The sequence below is a fragment of the Bacillus sp. IT-79MI2 genome (genome assembly GCF_949768135.1).
Taxonomy (GTDB): Bacteria; Bacillota; Bacilli; order Bacillales; family Bacillaceae_G; genus Bacillus_A; species Bacillus_A pseudomycoides.
Genome location: NZ_CATKPV010000117.1, coordinates 1 through 17599, shown reverse-complemented (window position 1 = coordinate 17599; position 17599 = coordinate 1). Strand labels below are relative to the sequence as shown.

The 17599-nt window shown below is 34.0% G+C and carries 17 protein-coding genes and 1 pseudogene; 7 read left to right on the top strand and 11 right to left on the bottom strand.

What is annotated here, in order from left to right:
• Positions 1 to 85: 85 nt before the first annotated feature.
• The 3 genes from ACM6HU_RS25560 to tkt all read right to left on the bottom strand — a co-directional run bounded on the left by ACM6HU_RS25560 (position 86) and on the right by tkt (position 2983).
• Entirely contained in the window at positions 86 to 307 is a 222-nt protein-coding gene (locus tag ACM6HU_RS25560; RefSeq protein WP_414848514.1) for a YneF family protein, read from the bottom strand.
• Positions 308 to 385: 78 nt separating this feature from the next.
• Entirely contained in the window at positions 386 to 826 is a 441-nt protein-coding gene (sirA, locus tag ACM6HU_RS25555) for a sporulation inhibitor of replication protein SirA (RefSeq protein ID WP_016115775.1), read from the bottom strand.
• A 156-nt stretch (positions 827 to 982) separates the two neighbouring features.
• Positions 983 to 2983: a transketolase gene (gene tkt / locus ACM6HU_RS25550; protein ID WP_414848513.1), complete on the bottom strand. Its 2001-nt coding sequence runs from the start codon at positions 2981 to 2983 to the stop codon at positions 983 to 985.
• A 360-nt stretch (positions 2984 to 3343) separates the two neighbouring features.
• Here tkt and ACM6HU_RS25545 point away from each other — a divergent pair, with 360 nt between their 5' ends.
• On the top strand, positions 3344 to 3643 hold the full coding sequence (locus ACM6HU_RS25545; RefSeq protein WP_016115777.1) for a hypothetical protein: 300 nt from the start codon (positions 3344 to 3346) through the stop codon (positions 3641 to 3643).
• Positions 3644 to 4288: 645 nt separating this feature from the next.
• A complete protein-coding gene (locus ACM6HU_RS25540; RefSeq protein WP_414848512.1) occupies positions 4289 to 5872 on the top strand; it encodes a bifunctional metallophosphatase/5'-nucleotidase in 1584 nt (527 codons plus the stop codon).
• Positions 5873 to 5915: 43 nt separating this feature from the next.
• Here ACM6HU_RS25540 and ACM6HU_RS25535 read toward each other — a convergent pair whose 3' ends face one another.
• Together ACM6HU_RS25535 and ACM6HU_RS25530 are read right to left on the bottom strand one after the other, a co-directional pair.
• Positions 5916 to 6155, bottom strand: a complete 240-nt coding sequence (locus ACM6HU_RS25535) for a DUF896 domain-containing protein (RefSeq protein WP_016115780.1) — start codon at positions 6153 to 6155, stop codon at positions 5916 to 5918.
• A 45-nt stretch (positions 6156 to 6200) separates the two neighbouring features.
• On the bottom strand, positions 6201 to 6857 hold the full coding sequence (locus ACM6HU_RS25530) for a recombinase family protein (protein ID WP_016115781.1): 657 nt from the start codon (positions 6855 to 6857) through the stop codon (positions 6201 to 6203).
• 142 nt (positions 6858 to 6999) lie between these two features.
• Here ACM6HU_RS25530 and lexA point away from each other — a divergent pair, with 142 nt between their 5' ends.
• Complete coding sequence (gene lexA / locus ACM6HU_RS25525; protein ID WP_016115782.1) at positions 7000 to 7620, top strand: transcriptional repressor LexA; 621 nt, start codon at positions 7000 to 7002, stop codon at positions 7618 to 7620.
• Positions 7621 to 7649: 29 nt separating this feature from the next.
• On the opposite strand, the gene ACM6HU_RS25520 is transcribed toward lexA, so the two are convergent.
• From ACM6HU_RS25520 to ACM6HU_RS25495, 6 genes and pseudogenes are all read right to left on the bottom strand, one after another.
• Entirely contained in the window at positions 7650 to 8450 is an 801-nt protein-coding gene (locus ACM6HU_RS25520; RefSeq protein ID WP_016131840.1) for a DUF4097 family beta strand repeat-containing protein, read from the bottom strand.
• A gap of 5 nt (positions 8451 to 8455) precedes the next feature.
• The gene (locus tag ACM6HU_RS25515; protein ID WP_016131841.1) at positions 8456 to 8998 is read right to left on the bottom strand and encodes a DUF1700 domain-containing protein; all 543 of its coding nucleotides are present in this window, start codon (positions 8996 to 8998) and stop codon (positions 8456 to 8458) included.
• Between the two features lie 4 nt (positions 8999 to 9002).
• A complete protein-coding gene (locus tag ACM6HU_RS25510) occupies positions 9003 to 9314 on the bottom strand; it encodes a PadR family transcriptional regulator (protein WP_003199239.1) in 312 nt (103 codons plus the stop codon).
• Positions 9315 to 9536: 222 nt separating this feature from the next.
• A complete protein-coding gene (locus ACM6HU_RS25505; RefSeq protein WP_016131842.1) occupies positions 9537 to 10589 on the bottom strand; it encodes a pyruvate kinase in 1053 nt (350 codons plus the stop codon).
• Positions 10590 to 10889: 300 nt separating this feature from the next.
• Positions 10890 to 11235: pseudogene (locus ACM6HU_RS25500) on the bottom strand (DUF2935 domain-containing protein); the annotation flags it as partial.
• Positions 11236 to 11418: 183 nt separating this feature from the next.
• The gene (locus ACM6HU_RS25495) at positions 11419 to 11757 is read right to left on the bottom strand and encodes a YmaF family protein (RefSeq protein ID WP_016115789.1); all 339 of its coding nucleotides are present in this window, start codon (positions 11755 to 11757) and stop codon (positions 11419 to 11421) included.
• Between the two features lie 346 nt (positions 11758 to 12103).
• On the opposite strand from ACM6HU_RS25495, the gene ACM6HU_RS25490 reads away from it, so the two are divergent.
• The 4 genes from ACM6HU_RS25490 (at position 12104) to rfbG (ending at position 17142) form a co-directional block, all read left to right on the top strand.
• Positions 12104 to 12853, top strand: a complete 750-nt coding sequence (locus tag ACM6HU_RS25490; protein ID WP_016131845.1) for a sugar phosphate nucleotidyltransferase — start codon at positions 12104 to 12106, stop codon at positions 12851 to 12853.
• A 16-nt stretch (positions 12854 to 12869) separates the two neighbouring features.
• Positions 12870 to 14945: a glycosyl transferase gene (locus ACM6HU_RS25485; RefSeq protein ID WP_414848511.1), complete on the top strand. Its 2076-nt coding sequence runs from the start codon at positions 12870 to 12872 to the stop codon at positions 14943 to 14945.
• Between the two features lie 116 nt (positions 14946 to 15061).
• The gene (locus tag ACM6HU_RS25480) at positions 15062 to 16027 is read left to right on the top strand and encodes an NAD-dependent epimerase/dehydratase family protein (protein ID WP_016115792.1); all 966 of its coding nucleotides are present in this window, start codon (positions 15062 to 15064) and stop codon (positions 16025 to 16027) included.
• Between the two features lie 26 nt (positions 16028 to 16053).
• Positions 16054 to 17142, top strand: a complete 1089-nt coding sequence (rfbG, locus tag ACM6HU_RS25475; protein ID WP_077294941.1) for a CDP-glucose 4,6-dehydratase — start codon at positions 16054 to 16056, stop codon at positions 17140 to 17142.
• Positions 17143 to 17599: the final 457 nt, after the last annotated feature.

Genomic DNA, 17599 nt, shown 5'->3' with positions numbered 1-17599 from the left:
ATCAAAAATACAGAATTTTTAAAAGTTTTAAACACTACAGTTTTCCAAAAGAAAAGGGCACTCTTATCGAGTGCCCCTTTAGCGCTTATTTCATTTGTTGTTTGTTCATTGCGCTCATCATTTGATTGATTTTCTTTTGGGATGGTTTTTGTCCCATTTGCATCATCATCATTTTTAACATTTGTTCATTGATTGGTGGATTTTTTTGTAAGTAATTCATCATATATTTGCGGGCGATGAAAAATCCTAACGCCACGCCTGCTACTAGTGCTAATACGCCCACTAGAACAACTATCCAAATTGACATATATTTTCCTCCTTCATGTTGTCTACCTTACAGTGTACTAAAACCTTTTCAATAAGACAAGATTGTATTCGACATTTTTTACACATATGTTCGTGCTTGTTTCAGAGGATTTAACCAACCATACTTTTTATTTTCATAATCCATTGCTAAAAATGTCAATTCGCATTTCCTGAGAACCTCAAAGAAAGTCGTTTCCATCGATACATTTCCGGATGTACTCATTTGAATATATTGTGATTTCACCGTTATTTCGCCGTATTCTGCCCCAGTATAAAGCATGTGTGTATGATGTGTTCTATTATACTTCCCAAAACTACGTAAAACCTGTTCTAATTTATGGTGAATTCTCATTACTTGTAATGGCATCGTAATATACATCATCTGCTTATATAACACTTTCTTTTCCGAAAGGGAATCAGATTCTGAAAATCGAGCAAATAAATCAAAAAACAAATACTCCCGACCAAAGTATGCCTTCGCAATATCTTCTTGAATTAAATACAATTCATACGTTTTCATACTTTCCCTCCCGCTCTGGACAACCTTTTCTCTTCATTATATAGAAGAAAATATGCAATGATTGTCTGACTACGGAGAAAGAAAAAACTTTTTCTGTCGAATAAACTCATTTACATAGAAAAATCTCTCCATGCCGGAGAGATTTTTCACAAACCATTAAAGCATTTCTTTTACTTTACGAACAACATTTTCTACAGTGAATCCATACTCTTCCATGATCTTTTCACCAGGAGCAGAAGCACCGAATGTATCGATACCTAGTACATCTCCTTCAAGACCAACGTAACGGTGCCATCCGAAAGTCGCACCCATTTCAATTGCGAAACGTTTTGTTACTGCTTTTGGTAATACAGATTCTTTATATTCAGCAGATTGCGCTTCAAAGCGATCCATAGATGGCATGCTGACAACAGCTGCATCAACACCATCTTCTGCTAATGCTTTTTGCGCTTCAATTGCTAAGCTTACTTCAGAACCAGTTGCAAGTAAAATTACATCAGCTGTTTCTTTCTTGCTTGCAGAAACGACATATGCACCTTTTGCTACTTTTTCATACGTATCGTCTTTTGCACCTTCTAATGTTGGAAGATCTTGACGAGTTAAGACTAATGCAGTTGGTGTGTTTGTAGATTCTAACGCTAATTTCCAAGCTGCAACAGATTCGTTACCATCAGCAGGACGAATAACAGATACATTCGGCATTGCACGAAGCGCTGCTAATTGTTCAACTGGTTCATGCGTTGGACCATCTTCTCCAACAGCGATGCTGTCATGTGTAAACACATATGTTACAGGTAATTGCATTAACGCTGCAAGACGGATTGCTGGACGTAAGTAATCAGAGAATACGAAGAACGTACCACCGTAAGTTTTTAAGCCGCCATGAAGTGCGATACCGTTCATTGCTGCACCCATTGCGAACTCACGTACACCGTACCAAATATTTTTACCGCTGTAGTCAGCTCTTGTAAAGTCTTTTTCGTTATTCATGTATGTTTTGTTAGAACCAGCAAGGTCTGCAGATCCGCCAAAGAATGATGGTACAGCTTCTGCAATCGCGTTAATTACAGTACCTGAAGAAGAACGAGTTGCTGTTTTTGATCCTAATTCATAAGTTGGTAAGTTTTGATCCCAACCTTCTGGAAGAAGACCCTTCATCGCTGTTTGTAATTCATTTGCTAATTCTGGATATGCTTGTGCATATTCACCAAGCATTGTGTTCCACTCAGCTTGAGCTGTTTCGCCAACATCTTGTACCGTTTTACGGAAGTTATCATATACTTCTTCTGATACATGGAAGTCTTGTTCAGCTGTCCAAGCATACGCTTCTTTTGTTAATTTTGTTTCGTCTACACCTAGTGGAGAACCGTGTGAAGCTGATTTTCCTGATTTGTTTGGAGAACCGAAACCGATTGTTGTTCTTACTTCGATTAGCGTTGGGCGTTTTTCGTCAGTTTTCGCTTCCTCAATTGCTTTCGCAATTGCTGCAACATCGTTTCCATCCTCAACACGGATTACTTGCCAACCGTATGCTTTATAACGATCTTCTACACTTTCAGAGAATGAACGATTTAAATCACCATCTAATGAAATATCATTAGAATCGTATAATACAACAAGTCGACCTAATCCTAAGTGAGCAGCTAATGAAGATGCTTCAGCAGAAACGCCTTCCATTAAATCGCCATCACCGCAAATTGCGTATGTATAATGGTCAACTACATTGTATGCATCACGGTTATACTTCGCTGCTAAATGTCTCTCAGCCATTGCCATACCAACAGCTGTCGAAATACCTTGTCCAAGCGGACCAGTTGTTGCATCTACGCCTGCTGTGTGACCATACTCAGGATGTCCTGGAGTTTTGCTTCCCCATTGACGGAAGTTCTTTAAATCATCCATTGTTACGTCGTAACCAGATAGATGAAGTAGGCTGTATAATAACATTGAACCATGACCTGCAGATAATACGAAACGATCGCGGTTAAACCACGTTGGGTTATTTGGATTATGTTTCATAAATTGAGTCCATAATGTATAAGCCATTGGTGCTGCACCCATTGGCATTCCTGGGTGACCAGAGTTTGCTTTTTCAATCGCATCAATGGATAATGTGCGAATCGTGTTGATAGAAAGTTGTTCGATTGAATGTGACATGCTATTCTTCCCTTCGCTTATATTAGTAAACGTTTTACACATTTATATGATAGCTTCCCACGCAAGATTATACAACATGTATCGACAAATATGTTGATGTTTTTTCGAATTTGTTCAAAAAACATACTTAATTTCACAATGTATAGGGTTTCAATCTGCTATACTTTTTTATTATTCATTTATTGATAATAAAGGGAATTATCTGCATTTTCATACGTGGCTCATAAAAATATTTAGCAAATATTCTGCCCCCCTCCATACCACTCCTTTATTTACCATTTATTCACAACATATAGATAGAAATGAATATATATTGATTTTCATCGTATATATCAAATAAAAACTGCGGGAGGAGAAATGATGAGTGAACAAGTGGCTTCCTACACCTTTTTAATTGTTTTTTCCCTTATTACAATTAGTTCTATTTACCTTTCAGTAAAATTAAAATCACCCCATAAATACATCCCAGGTGTTGTCATACTTATTCTCTCCATTGGTACGTTTGGCATACTGTATTTTGATCGGGGTGTAATGATAACAAGTGAAGGATTAGGTTATTTATATAGTCTCATTGCAATCCTCTCGTTACTTATCGCCATTATTTCTTTATTTATAGCAATTGCTATTTCTTTTATTTCAGCTTTATTTAGAAAAAATTAACATTTGTTATGTCTGAGCACTACGCTCGATAAAAAATTAAATTCCAAAATGCAAAAGGTGTCCTTCTCCTGCGTTCACTTTATAGAGTAGTCTAATTAAAGACTCTAACTCTGTACAAAGAATATCTCGATTAAAAACAAGGTGTTCATACCGTCCATTGAAATGAGCCTGTGAGTTCTATTTTTTCAGGTCCCAATGAAAAGAGATTGACTAATGAGCGAAATAGGTTGATCGCTATTTCTGCTCCCTCTTTCTCGATTTTTGTAATACCAATAATGGATACCAAACCCTTTCTCTTTCTTAAAAGGATTATATGTTGGAATCCACTGTAAAAAATCTGACACATACAAAACAATTTCATCACTGAATATCACGCATTCTTCAACAACCATTCCATCTTTATAAAAAAACTCCCTGTCATGCCAAGAAAAATCTTCAGAACTTAGCTCTCCTTTTTCATTTGAAACAAATACAAATTCATGTTACAAAGCCACAATACCCTCCTCCTGTCATCATACGATACTCCGAAAACATTTTCATTTTCTTCTTTATAAATTTTAGATTTTCTAAACATTCAATAAAAAACAAACCTATATTATCTGTTATGATTTATCATAAGATAACAAAAAAAGAAGGTTGATAAGCTTGAATAAGAACAACATTGTTCATATAAACATTCTACTAACAAGCGATGTACATGGTACAGTCTATCCGATTCACTATCAAAATAATGAAAATGCAGAAATAGGATTAGCCAAACTTGCAACACGTATCACACAAGAGCGTAACCAACATGAACATGTAATTGCGATCGATAACGGCGATTTTATACAGGGAACTCCATTCACCTATCACTACGCTAAATATATACAGCATAAAAACAACCCAATGTCACTTATCGCGAATTACATTGGTTATGATGCGGCCGTTATCGGAAATCACGAATTCAACTATGGAATGGATGTATTAAACAAAGCTGTATTAAACGCGAATATGCCTTATCTATCTGCAAATATTTTAAATAAACATACAAAGGATCCTTATTTTAGGAAACCCTATATCATTAAACACATACATCCTAATATAAAAGTCGCTATTTTGGGAGTTACAACACATTACATCCCAAATTGGGAGCAGCCACATCATATTAAAGATTTACTATTTGAAGATGCACTAGAAACAACAAAAAAATGGGTTTCTCTCATTCATAACCAAGAGCAACCTGACTTATTAGTCGTAGCATATCATGGTGGCTTTGAAAGGGATTTACAATCTGGAGAACCAATAGAAATTTTAACCGGTGAGAATCAAGGATATGCGATGTGCCAAGAAATAGATGGTATTGATATATTACTAACAGGTCACCAACATCGCTCTATTGCAAATACGAAAGTAAATGGTGTAACAGTTGTACAACCCGGATCTAATGGCCATTCATTAGGAAAAGTTCGAGTGGAGTTAGAACAAAATAAAAATCGATGGATAATTAAAAAATGTCATTCGGAACTGTTGTCTGTTAAAGGCGTTCAAGCAGACGAAAAAGCACTTTCACTTGTATCTGACTACGAAAATCAAACGCAACAATGGCTAGATCAACCAATCGGCACCATTATTGGTGACATGCAAATTCACACTGCGATGCAAACACGTTTACAAGACAATCCTTTTATTGAATTTATAAACAAAGTACAAATGGAGGTAGCTGGAGTCAACATTTCTTGTACAAGCCTATTTCATAATGAATCTTCTGGCTTTCCAAATCGAATTACAATGAGAGATATTGTATCGAATTATATTTATCCAAATACATTAAAGGTCATACGTATTACAGGAAAAGATATTAAAGATGCTCTTGAACTATCAGCTGAATATTTCACATTAAATACCGAGGGAGATATTATTGTAAATCCCGCTTACACTACACCAAAACCACAGCATTACAATTACGATATGTGGGAAGGAATTTCATACATATTAAACATTTCAAAACCAGTTGGTGAACGAGTCGTTTCCTTAGAATATAACGGATCTCCCATTCGCTTTAATCAAGAATATGACGTAGTCATGAATAATTATCGCGCAAGTGGTGGCGGAAATTATTTTATGTATCAAAATAAACCCATCATAAAAGACATACCAATTGATATGTCTGAGCTTATCGCGAATTACATATTAGAACGGGGGACAATTGAAGCAAAGACCAACCATAATTGGAAAGTCATCAAATAAACAATTCTATTAAAATCAAAAAAAGATGGGCTGCGCCCACCTCTTAATTTAACTTTGTATTATCTTGTTTTTTCAATGCTTTTAATTTCGCCGGTGTAATATCTTTACCTTCTTCGTTAACGACTTTAATGCCTTTTAATTCGTTTAACATATTTTGACGAAATCCTTTTAAATATTGTTCACGGAGCGATTGGCGCTCACGTTGTTCTTCTTCAGTTAATCCTTCAGCTTTCGCTTTTTTCGCTAAGAAGTTAATGCGTTCAATGAGTTCGTGACTTAGCATCTCGAATCCCCTTTCTACTTAAAACTGATTATTATCATACAATAGTTAGTCTTGTTTATCAAGCAATTGCTTCGTGTATTCCACGTACCTGCGATGTACTGTTGCTTTAGATACATCGTGTCCAAAACCACGAAGCGTTGCTGCAATTTCCTCAAATGTTAATTCATTGCGACGCAGACGTACAATTTCTTCAATCGGCACTTCTTTCTTTTCACGTCCTGTACTTAAATGTCGGTTTTTTAAGTTTTTTTCTGGACGAAACCCTCTTTCTACCGCTCTCTGCATTCCACGTTTAATCTTCAAATTATGAATCTTTCTCTGATACTCTTCAACTATACCAATAATATCTAGCACCATAGAATCCGAATCAGAAAGCTGTAATTCACCATTATGCGTATGTGTATATACTTGTATTCCTTCTTTATGTAAACAGTGCATTAAAGCAATTTTTGCATTCCCTCTTCCAAGCCGCGTTTCATCTTGAATGAGAAGCACATCGACCTGTTCATCTCGAATCATATCTAACACTTCTAATATACCGTCTCGTTCAATCGTATAGCCGCTTGCCTTCTCCTCAATCACCTTTATAACATTCATTTGATACCGCTCAGCTAAATGCAATAATTCATCTTTTTGGCGTGATAATGAAGTTTCCTGCGCTTCTTTCGTTGTGCTTACACGGGCATAAATGATTGCATTCATTTTAAAACCTTCTTCCTCATTTCAATTTTCCCTTTAGTGTATCACAAATCGCCCTTTTGTTCGAACTTATGTTTGTAGAATGTTTTTTTGCATGTTATACTTATAAGTAAGAAAATCGAAAGAAAACGAGGTGTTAAAAAACATGGAAAAGTTAACAAAACGCCAGCAAGACATTCTCGACTTCATTAAACTAAAAGTACAAGAAAAAGGTTATCCACCTTCCGTACGCGAAATCGGTCAAGCGGTTGGCCTTGCTTCTAGTTCTACGGTGCACGGACATTTATCACGTCTAGAAGAAAAAGGTTATATTCGACGTGATCCAACAAAACCAAGAGCCATTGAAATTTTAGGAGAAGTAAGAATCGAAACAAACACACAATCAGTTGTTCAAGTCCCAATTGTCGGAAAAGTTACAGCTGGTTTACCAATTACAGCAGTTGAAAGTGTAGAAGAACACTTCCCGCTTCCTGCAAGCGTTGTTGCTGGAGCAGACCAGGTGTTTATGCTACGAATCTCTGGAGATAGTATGATTGAAGCGGGTATTCTGGATGGAGACTTAGTTGTTGTTCGTCAGCAACATTCTGCATACAATGGAGAAATCGTTGTTGCTTTAACAGAAGATAATGAAGCAACTGTAAAACGTTTTTACAAAGAAAAAGATCATTTCCGCTTACAACCCGAAAACTCTTCTTTAGAGCCAATCATTTTAGATAAAGTCTCTGTTATTGGAAAAGTAATCGGTGTATATCGTGATTTACATTAAAAAATAGACCAGTTTAACTGGTCTATTTTTTAATTCGCTTCAATTGTCACGTCTCCAGCAGATGTTTGTCCGCTAATTTTTACGCTCCCATTCCCTACTACTACATTTCTTTCTTCTTCCTTGAAAACCTTAACTTCACCGGCAAATGTCTTCCCACTTACAGTCGCATCCTGAGGCTTTTCAAGTAGACGAATATCAACATCTCCTGCAGTCGAGCTTGCTTCCACATCATATTTAGAGTCATGATCAATAACGTCCACATCTCCACTTGTTGTTTTCGCAACAACTTTTCCACTTACTTTTTTCATTTTAATTCCGCCCGCTTTTGAAGATCCTTCCACTTTCTTCGCTGTCACCCGCTCTATTTCTACATCTCCACCAAGCGTTGTTGCTTCTACACGTTCACTTTTCACATCATTTACTGTTATCTCACCTGCAGATGAACTTACTTTTATTTCTTGATAGGAACGCTCCGGAACAACAATTGTTACACCTGGCGTTTTAAATCCGAAAGATAAAAATGAAAAATCAAATGAAATTCCTTTTTTTATCTTACCTTGAACTTTTAATATATCTCCTTTTTCATCAATACTCATTTTTTGCTTCGTAGTATTTCCTGATTGTTTTATATAAAAAGAAGAATCATCCCCTTTTTGAACTGTAACATCCCCAGCATCCAAATCAATTTCTAGATTTTTAATTGCTTCATTTTTTATAACTCTTTCAGTTTCTCCCTTTTCCGCCGCATCTACTGTTTTTGAATATGTTTGTGATATACCAACAACCCCAATGATGATACAAGCGACCGCTACTAACAATATCTTTTTCATCTCATCTATTCCCCTCTAATCATTTTGAGATTCCAATTGACATAGCGCACACAAAAATTTTTAAACCATTTTGTACAGTAGTAGGCACCTATACATAACAATAATCCAACACCAACAAACGTAATAGACACGAATACCTCAAGCCACAAAAAAGTACCAGTTAGGATTTTAATTACTACAAATAGTGGTGCCACAACGCTAGCAACTCCACCAATCCAAAGTGCAAATATAAAACTTATAATTGCGATTAAAGGACCTAATACAAGAATAAAATTTAATAAACTAAGACCAATTGCCGCCATTACAGCTCTTGTTATATTTGAAGCAGATGGATCCTTTTTCATCTCATCAAAACGATATAACGCCAACATCTCTTTCGCAATTGCTTTTGGCGAACCGAGTCCTTTTATAATTTCTACCTCTGTCTTCCCTTCCTCTAATCCAAACTGAAAATGCTCCTCATAATCGTATAAAATATCCTGTCTTTCTTCTTCTGATAGCTTTCTAAGATGTCCTGATAGATCTCGAAGAAACTGTTCTTTGTTCATCTCATTACACCTCTTCAATAATTTCTTGTACTCCTCTAGCAAAATCACGCCAATCCGTTACAAGTAAATGGAGTTGTTCTTCGCCTTGATTTGTTAATTGATAATATTTACGCGGTGGCCCTTCTGTTGATTCTTTTAAATATGTTTGAAAATAGCCCTCTTTTGTTAATCGACGTAATAACGGATATACAGACCCTTCCGATATTAAAAATTTATTGGAGATTTGCTGAACGAGCTCATAACCGTAGCAATCTTTTCGTTTGACAAGTGCCAGTACACAAAGTTCTAGCACACCTTTTTTAAACTGGACGTTCAAAGATAATCCTCCTTTCCAATCAGTACCACTCAATGCAAGGTACTTGCGTCACCCATAATATACCATTTGCTATTGTTTATTACAAGGTACTGTTTGTTATCTATTTAATAAAATACCGTTTTCCGCCTCTCTTTTCTTTATACCAAACAAATTAAAGAATCACGATTCCCCTTACCTAAACATGGAGAAATCGTGATAAATAATATCATACAATTCTATACACTAAATGGATTTATGTAATAATTCCAGCACATCTTTCATAACAAAGGGGGCATCTTTTTTTACACGCTCAGCAAACTCAGAAACTAGACGCAATGTTTTAATACTTTCAATCGGATGATCACCTGATGCACTTTCAGCAGAAAGCATAACAGCATTCGTTCCATCCAATACAGCTTGAAATACATCAGTCACCTCAGCTCTTGTAGGAATAGAATAATCCACCATGGATTGAAGCATTTGCGTTGCCGTAATCACATATGTATTTGTGCGATTACACTCATGAATCATCATTTTTTGTAAAAGCGGAATAAATTGGTACGGTAATTCTACACCTAAATCGCCCCTGGCAATCATAATACCCTCCACTTCTTTACATATCTCCTGAAAATTCTCGATGGCCTCCATCGTTTCCACCTTAGCAATTAGATTTGGTGAAGTTTCATTTTTTAGGCGGATAAAGTTCCGGATTTCCTGTATATGAGAAGGTTTTCTAACAAATGAGCATGCAATAAAATCAACGTTCTCACTTAAAAGAAACTGAATATCTTTTTTATCCTTCTCTGTAATAGCTGGTAAGCTAACAATTGTACCTGGTAAATTCACCCCCTTATGAGAAGCTATATCGCCACCTACCTTTACTTTTGTTTCTATTTTATCCTCGCTTATCTTTTCAACCGTTAACTCAACTTGTCCATCATTAATAAGAATTCTATTTCCAACTTTCACGTCATTAATAATCCCTGGATAATCAACACTTGCTTCTTCTTTGTTTCCAGAAATAGAATGAATGTATAAAGTAAAAGTATCTCCTGCTTGAAGAGTAACTGCATTTTCTTCAATAACTCCCAATCTTATCTTGGGCCCTTGTAAATCCCCTAAAATTTTGATGGAATCATCTAAAGATTTTACTAATTGAATTATTTCCTTATGGCTTTCATGGGAACCATGCGATAAATTAAGGCGGATAATATTCATACCATTTCTTATTAACTGAGACAAAGTATCCTTATTATTACTCGCCGGTCCAATTGTACAAATTCGATCAATTGTCATATTTTCACCATCCTTTTTTATCTATAATTCCCATATAAAAAGAAAAAATAATATTCCTCATACATGGTTTGTAATGTAAGAGTAGAAAAGACCGATCATTCCTTAGTACAAGAATTACCGACCTTTTCATGATGAAAATGACCTGAGTTGTTGCATGATAAAAAAGCGCACCATCAAATGGACTTTTTTAACAAATGAATACTCTAGTATGTATCCATCATGATAACAAAGCACTCATTCCATCGATTGTTGCATTTGTTTTTGTTTCAACCTTTCTTCCAACACATGAATCATAAATTAGAAATGCTCAGCTTCTCTTGTAACATGATCAGCTAGTAATGGATTAATTACATTTCGAATTTGGCATGTTTGAATAAGTTCCAATCCCGCCTTTTTGAAATTTCTCAATTCAACTGTGGCATTTTCACTATCTTTATTTAGCTTTCCGATTAAATCCTTCACCAAGAAAAAGTGCATGTTCCTTCATAATCCGTAACCAAAATCGATTTTCAGTTAAAGAGCGTTCAATAAATAATTGTTCAGTTAATGATTCAGAAGGCGCAGCTTTCAATTCCGACGGAAGCAGCATAGCCCTTTGCTTATCCATGACAAAATGATCAGGAATTGGTTGTTGTCCGTTAGTCATTAAAATCCCACTTCATTTGTGAAAATTTCACTACTACACCATGTATATGAATAGACGATACCCATCATACTTAAACTGCATCATTAAGAACTGTAAATCTAGTGTTTTGTAAAGAAAAGATACTTACAAATAAAAAACTCACATTTCATTAGGACGTGAGTTTTCCTTTTAAAAAATATCTTTTTATTTATTACCTGGCGCAGGCTGGTCCACTCCCCTAATACGATGTTTATGTCCATTATCTTCTGTTGTATAAAAATCGTAATAATGGACATGCATCCCATTTCCAACGGGAATAGCTGGCCCTGAGTGCGCCTTATAATAATGCGTATGTCCATCTTCGAATACTACATATCCTTCTGTATAGTGTATATGTCCTCCGTCCTGTACCGAAATTGGCGGAGAGGTTACATCTAAACATTGATGTACATGCCCCGCCTCAACAGATGTATAATCAACAGAACCATGATTATGATTAGGTACAAATCCTGAAACAAAATCATCTTTTCCTACCCTGTTCACTCTGCTCACTCCTTGGCCACCAAGATAAACTTTCTAAACTTATATGCTTAAAATCAAAATTAATACCTATTAGTTCCCTATTTGCTTACTGTTGAGTAATAAGAATAATTAAGTAATTTAAAGTACATATTATTACTGTTATATGTCAAAAGGCCGAGACTCTTAGTAAAGAATCATATTTTAGTAAGATTGTTTTAAGTAGTCTGAGTAAGTCATAACTATTCGGTAAATCCATATTTTAAAATTTTCATTTTTTTTATAAATGTCCGTACATACGTGGATACAAGTTATATATGTACCACATAGTTTAAATTAGTTATATAAACAGAAGGGTGGCAAATATGTTATGAAAGTCATAATTTTGTGTGGTGGAAAAGGCCTGAGGATGCAAGGGATTCTCAAAGATATTCCTAAACCACTAGTTCAAGTTCAAGAAAAACCTCTCATTTGGCATATAATGGATTGGTATAGCAGGTTTGGGCATTATGAATTCATCCTACCATTGGGATATGGAGGTGAAAAAATCAAAGAATATTTCATGGACTATATATGGAAAGAACATGATTTTAATTTAGATTTAAGGAATAATCATTACCAGTTGCTTGAAGAACCAAAACAGTGGAATATAAAATTTATAGATACAGGGCTTGAAACAATGACCGGAACCAGATTAAAAAAACTTGAAAAGCATATACAGGATGAGATATTTTTATTAACTTATGGTGACGGATTAGCAAAGATAAATATTAATGAACTTATAAAATTTCATAAAGACAAAGGGAAAACTGCAACATTAACTGGCATTAAAAAAAATAGTCAATATGGTTTATTACAGGTTGAAAATGGGATTGCTATAGATTTTAAGGAAAAACCCCTACTTAATACTGTAATAAATGGAGGCTTTTTTGTATTTAATAAAGGAATATTTAATTATTTGAATGATAATGATTGTATGCTTGAAGAGGAACCTCTACTTAATTTAATAAAAAACAAGGAACTTTCAGTTTATGAGCACAATGATTTTTGGATTAGCGTTGATACACCTAAAGATCTTAAAGACGCAAATGAAAGCTGGAACCCTAACAAAAATAGTTGAAAGGAATGAATGAACATTGAATTTTAACGATAGAAAGGAAAGTTACCCGCGCCTTTATATTCCCTCTAAAATAGAAAAAGATGTTCTGTTATCCCCAGATACTTCAGATGCTCCTGATATAAATCATTCTAAAAAATCTACAATCAAAAAAATCAACCCTCTATTTTATAATAAACAGCCCCACTCCGGAAATCATTTTTGTGCCATTGTTGGAACAGAATATGTCTTAAAAACAATTGCCTTGCGACAATCTTTAATACAAAATTCACAAAGATTCACATTATGGATTTGTTGTATAGATTCATTTGCGTATTCAGTATTGAAAGAAATGAACTTGAATAATGTAAATCTCTTACAGGTCGATGATATAGAGGATGCAAATTTGAAAGCCATTAAACGAAATAGGACAGTCAATGAATATTGTTGGACTTTAAAGTCCGTACTTATTGAATATTTATTGGTAAATTATGATTTGCCATCTGTTCTTTATTGCGATAGTGATTTATATTTCTTCTCTGATCCTAATACGATATTTGAAGAATGGGGTGACAATTCTATTTATCTTTGTCCGCAGAGAGACCGTGACTGGGTAGAAGAAAAATATGGGAAATATCAAGCTGGGTTAATTGGATTTAAAAACGATTTCTACGGATTAAAAAGCGTACGATGGTGGAAAGATAAATGCTTAGATTGGTGTAGTGCTAATCCTGATAATGGAAGATTTGGTGACCAAAAATATTTAGATTTTATTCCTATTTATTTTCCAAAAGTAAAAATCTCCAGAAATCTAGGTATAAATGCTGCACCATGGAATTGTATTTATAATAACAATTATAAAATTGATAAAAATCAAAGTGAGGTATACATCGAAACAGATAAACTAGTTGTATATCATTTTGCTTGCATTACCATTTTCAATGAAAAGGATTTTGACCTTTGGTCTTTAGGTGAAATCTCAATACCAAATAATATATTAAACCATATCTATACCCCCTATTTAGAACAAATTCAGTTTACTCTCAAAAAATCAACAGAAAAATTAGGTGAAACAGCAAAGCGACTATTAAGTGTTAAAGATATAAATGAAGCGCAAACTTTATATAAAGATTCACAATTAAGAAGAAAAATGAATCAATCAAATCATTTTATGAATTACTCAATGATTATAAGTCAAAAACGTTTAATTCAAGGTCTGACTTGTTATTATTCACTTGAAAGCCATGGCACAAATTTTACTGTATGGATCTGTTGTATGGATAATTTAACTTATCAAATTTTAACAAATCTAAAATTGAAGCATGCTATACTGATTCATGTGAAAGACATAGAAAATCAAGAACTCTTAAATATAAAAAATGAAAGAAGTTTACAGGAATACTGTTGGACGTTAAAAGCCCCTCTATGCCTCCATATTCTTAATCATTATTCTGAAGTTGATCACATTATATACTGTGATGCAGATATGTTTTTCTTTGCAAAATCTAATATAATTCTAGATGAATGGTGGAAGTACTCTGTATTTCTTTGTCCACAGAGAGGTACTACTGAACTGGAAAATGTACATGGTATGTATCAGGCGGGCCTAATAGGATTTAAAAATGATCAAAACAGTAAAGATATTTTAACATGGTGGAAAGATAAGTGCCTAGAATATTGCAAGGATGTATATGATATTGAGATGAATAGATGGGGAGATCAAAAATATTTAAATCACATCCCTGATTTATTTTCTAATATCAAAATCATGACTCAAAAGGGTATTAACACTGCACCTTGGAATCTAATTTTAAATAATCATTCTTCTATAACAAAAACAGAAAGTAAGATTTTTATAGACCAAGATGAATTAATCACTTTCCACTTTGGGAGTATGAAAATTATTAATCCAAATGAATTTGATTTATGGAAACAAGAACATGTAGAAATTGATCAATCAATTTTAGAATATATATATATCCCTTATATCGAAAAAATAAAAAATACATGTCGCATACTTCAAAATGTTTTTTCTCTTACCCCTTTATTTGCTGGACAATTAGATAAGTCCTCAGTAAAAAACTATTTTCAATACCCTACATCGCATTTCAGATGAAATCCGTTCTCTCTTTTATATAAATGGTATTATTCCCCAATTACTACAAAACTTTCTAAGTAAAATTATTTATCCCCTTTACCTAAAAATTTTTTCAAGGAGACGAATGAAATTCTATGAATACGATTGATCATTTTGAAAATAAAACGTTTCTTATCACTGGCGGATACGGTTTTATTGGTTCTCATTTAGTACGAAGATTATTAAGATTACAAGCAAAAATCGTTATTTTGACAAGAGAATCATCGAACCCTTGGCGTCTTAAAGACGTATCAAAAAGTATTAAACTGTATGAAGTAGATATACGCGATAAAATGAAAGTTCAAAATATTATAAAACAAATTTGTCCCGATTATATTTTTCATCTTGCTGCATATGGGGTAAATTCAGCTCATACAGATTACATGAATGCCATTGAAACAAATGTTTTAGGTACAATTAATATTATTCAAGCAGCAAAATCTATAGATTGCAAAAAGATTATTAATATTGGAAGTAGTTCTGAGTATGGAAATAAAACAGACTCTATTCATGAAGGTATGGCACTAACACCAATAGATATTTATGGAAGTAGCAAAGCGGCAGCCACTATACTTGCTCACCAAATTGCTGCTGAAAATAATACTAATCTTATAACCTTAAGACCCTTTGGAATATTTGGAGAAGGTGAAGAACCACATAAAATTTTTTGTTATATTATTTTACAAGTATTGCAGAATAGAACTGTAGATTTAACCTTATGTAATCAATTAAGAGATTACTGCTATATAGATAATATTATAGATGCTTGTATGCTAACAATTGAAAATAATTCTATACGAAATGAGATTTTTAATATTGGAAGTGGCGAAATTTACTCTTTAAAACATTATGTGGAATTACTCTTTAAACACTTGCAGACAAATAACAGACCCAATTATGGTGCATTATCCTATAGAACTAATGAACGAACGATTTCTAAACCGAATATTAATAAAATTAAAAGTATGCTCTCCTGGGAACCACGCATAAGTATTGAAGAAGGTATTATTAAAACTGTTAATTGGTATAAACATAATGCACATCTATATCTGAATGTATGAAAATCTATTTCTAAGGTGTGAATCAATTGTTAAATAATAGCTTTAATAATGTATTTCATGGAAAAAAGATTTTAATTACAGGTCACACTGGCTTTAAAGGCTCTTGGCTATCCATATGGTTAAAAGAATTAGGTGCGACTGTAATTGGATATTCTTTAGATCCTAAAAATAAAAAAGATAATTTTATGTTAACAAATCTTCAAAACGACATAATTGATATTCGTGGGGATATTAGAGACTTTAATAAATTAAATAAGGTTTTCAAAGAATATAAACCTGAGATTGTATTTCATTTAGCCGCACAACCACTTGTTAAATATTCCTATGATTATCCTAGAGACACGTATGATATAAATGTTATGGGAACAATGAATATATTAGAGGCAATTCGTTTACATGAATCAACTAAAGTAGGAATTATAGTTACAAGTGACAAATGTTATGAGAACAGTGAATGGGTTTGGGGATATCGCGAAAATGACCCAATAGGCGGATATGACCTTTATAGCTCTAGCAAAGGATGCTGTGAACTTTTAATTTCTTCCTACCGTAATTCTTACTTTCCAGAAAAAAAATATGAGCATCATAAAAAAATAATCGCAAGTGTTCGAGCTGGCAATGTAATTGGCGGAGGGGATTGGTCAATAGACAGGATTATTCCTGATTGTATACGAGCATTGGAATCAAATCAAGAAATCTTTATTAGAAATACTAATGCAATAAGACCTTGGCAACATGTACTCGAACCCTTAAATGGATATTTACTTCTAACAGAAAAAATTTTAATAGATGGTATCCTTTTTTCTGGTGCATGGAACTTTGGTCCAAAATTAAATAATATTGCCTCAGTAAAAGAACTTGTTACCGGTATAATAAAGACTTGGGGATGTGGGAATTGGATATCATCAAATGTACATCAAGAAGAATTTCATGAGGCAACATTCCTAAACCTTGATATAAGTAAAGCGAAATTCAAGCTCAATTGGGAACCAAAATGGTCCCTCCAACAGACCTTAGACTATACGGTAGATTGGTATAAAAATTACAATACGTACTCCAGTGCAAAGATGAGAAATTTATGTATTAACCAAATTAAACAATACTCGCAGTCTTAAAAAAAGAAAATAACAATTTTTATAGACCACGTTGTTCTTTCAGGGTGAATATAAGTTTGCTCTTATGCCTATTAACTCGAAACATTTTATTCCTTCCAACATTATTCCCTCTAAATAAGTTATATGTAATCCATTTCATTCCCAAACAAACATTTCATTTAAACTATATAAGTTACAAATACAAGGAATCACGCGTCCTCTTCGTGATTCCTTTTGTCAGAAAGAAGCAACGCCTCATATTAACGACAATATATACAGAACGATTAGGTCATAAAAGCATTGAAATCACAGCCAATATGTATTTTCTTATTATTCCTAAAATCATTGAGAATGAACAAGGCAAATATGATGCTTATGTGGGGTAAGAATTTAACATGGACAAAAGTGGGGCAAAGATAGTTCCCTTGATGAGATATATGTAGAACAACCAAATAGAAAAAAACCTCAACACGTTATG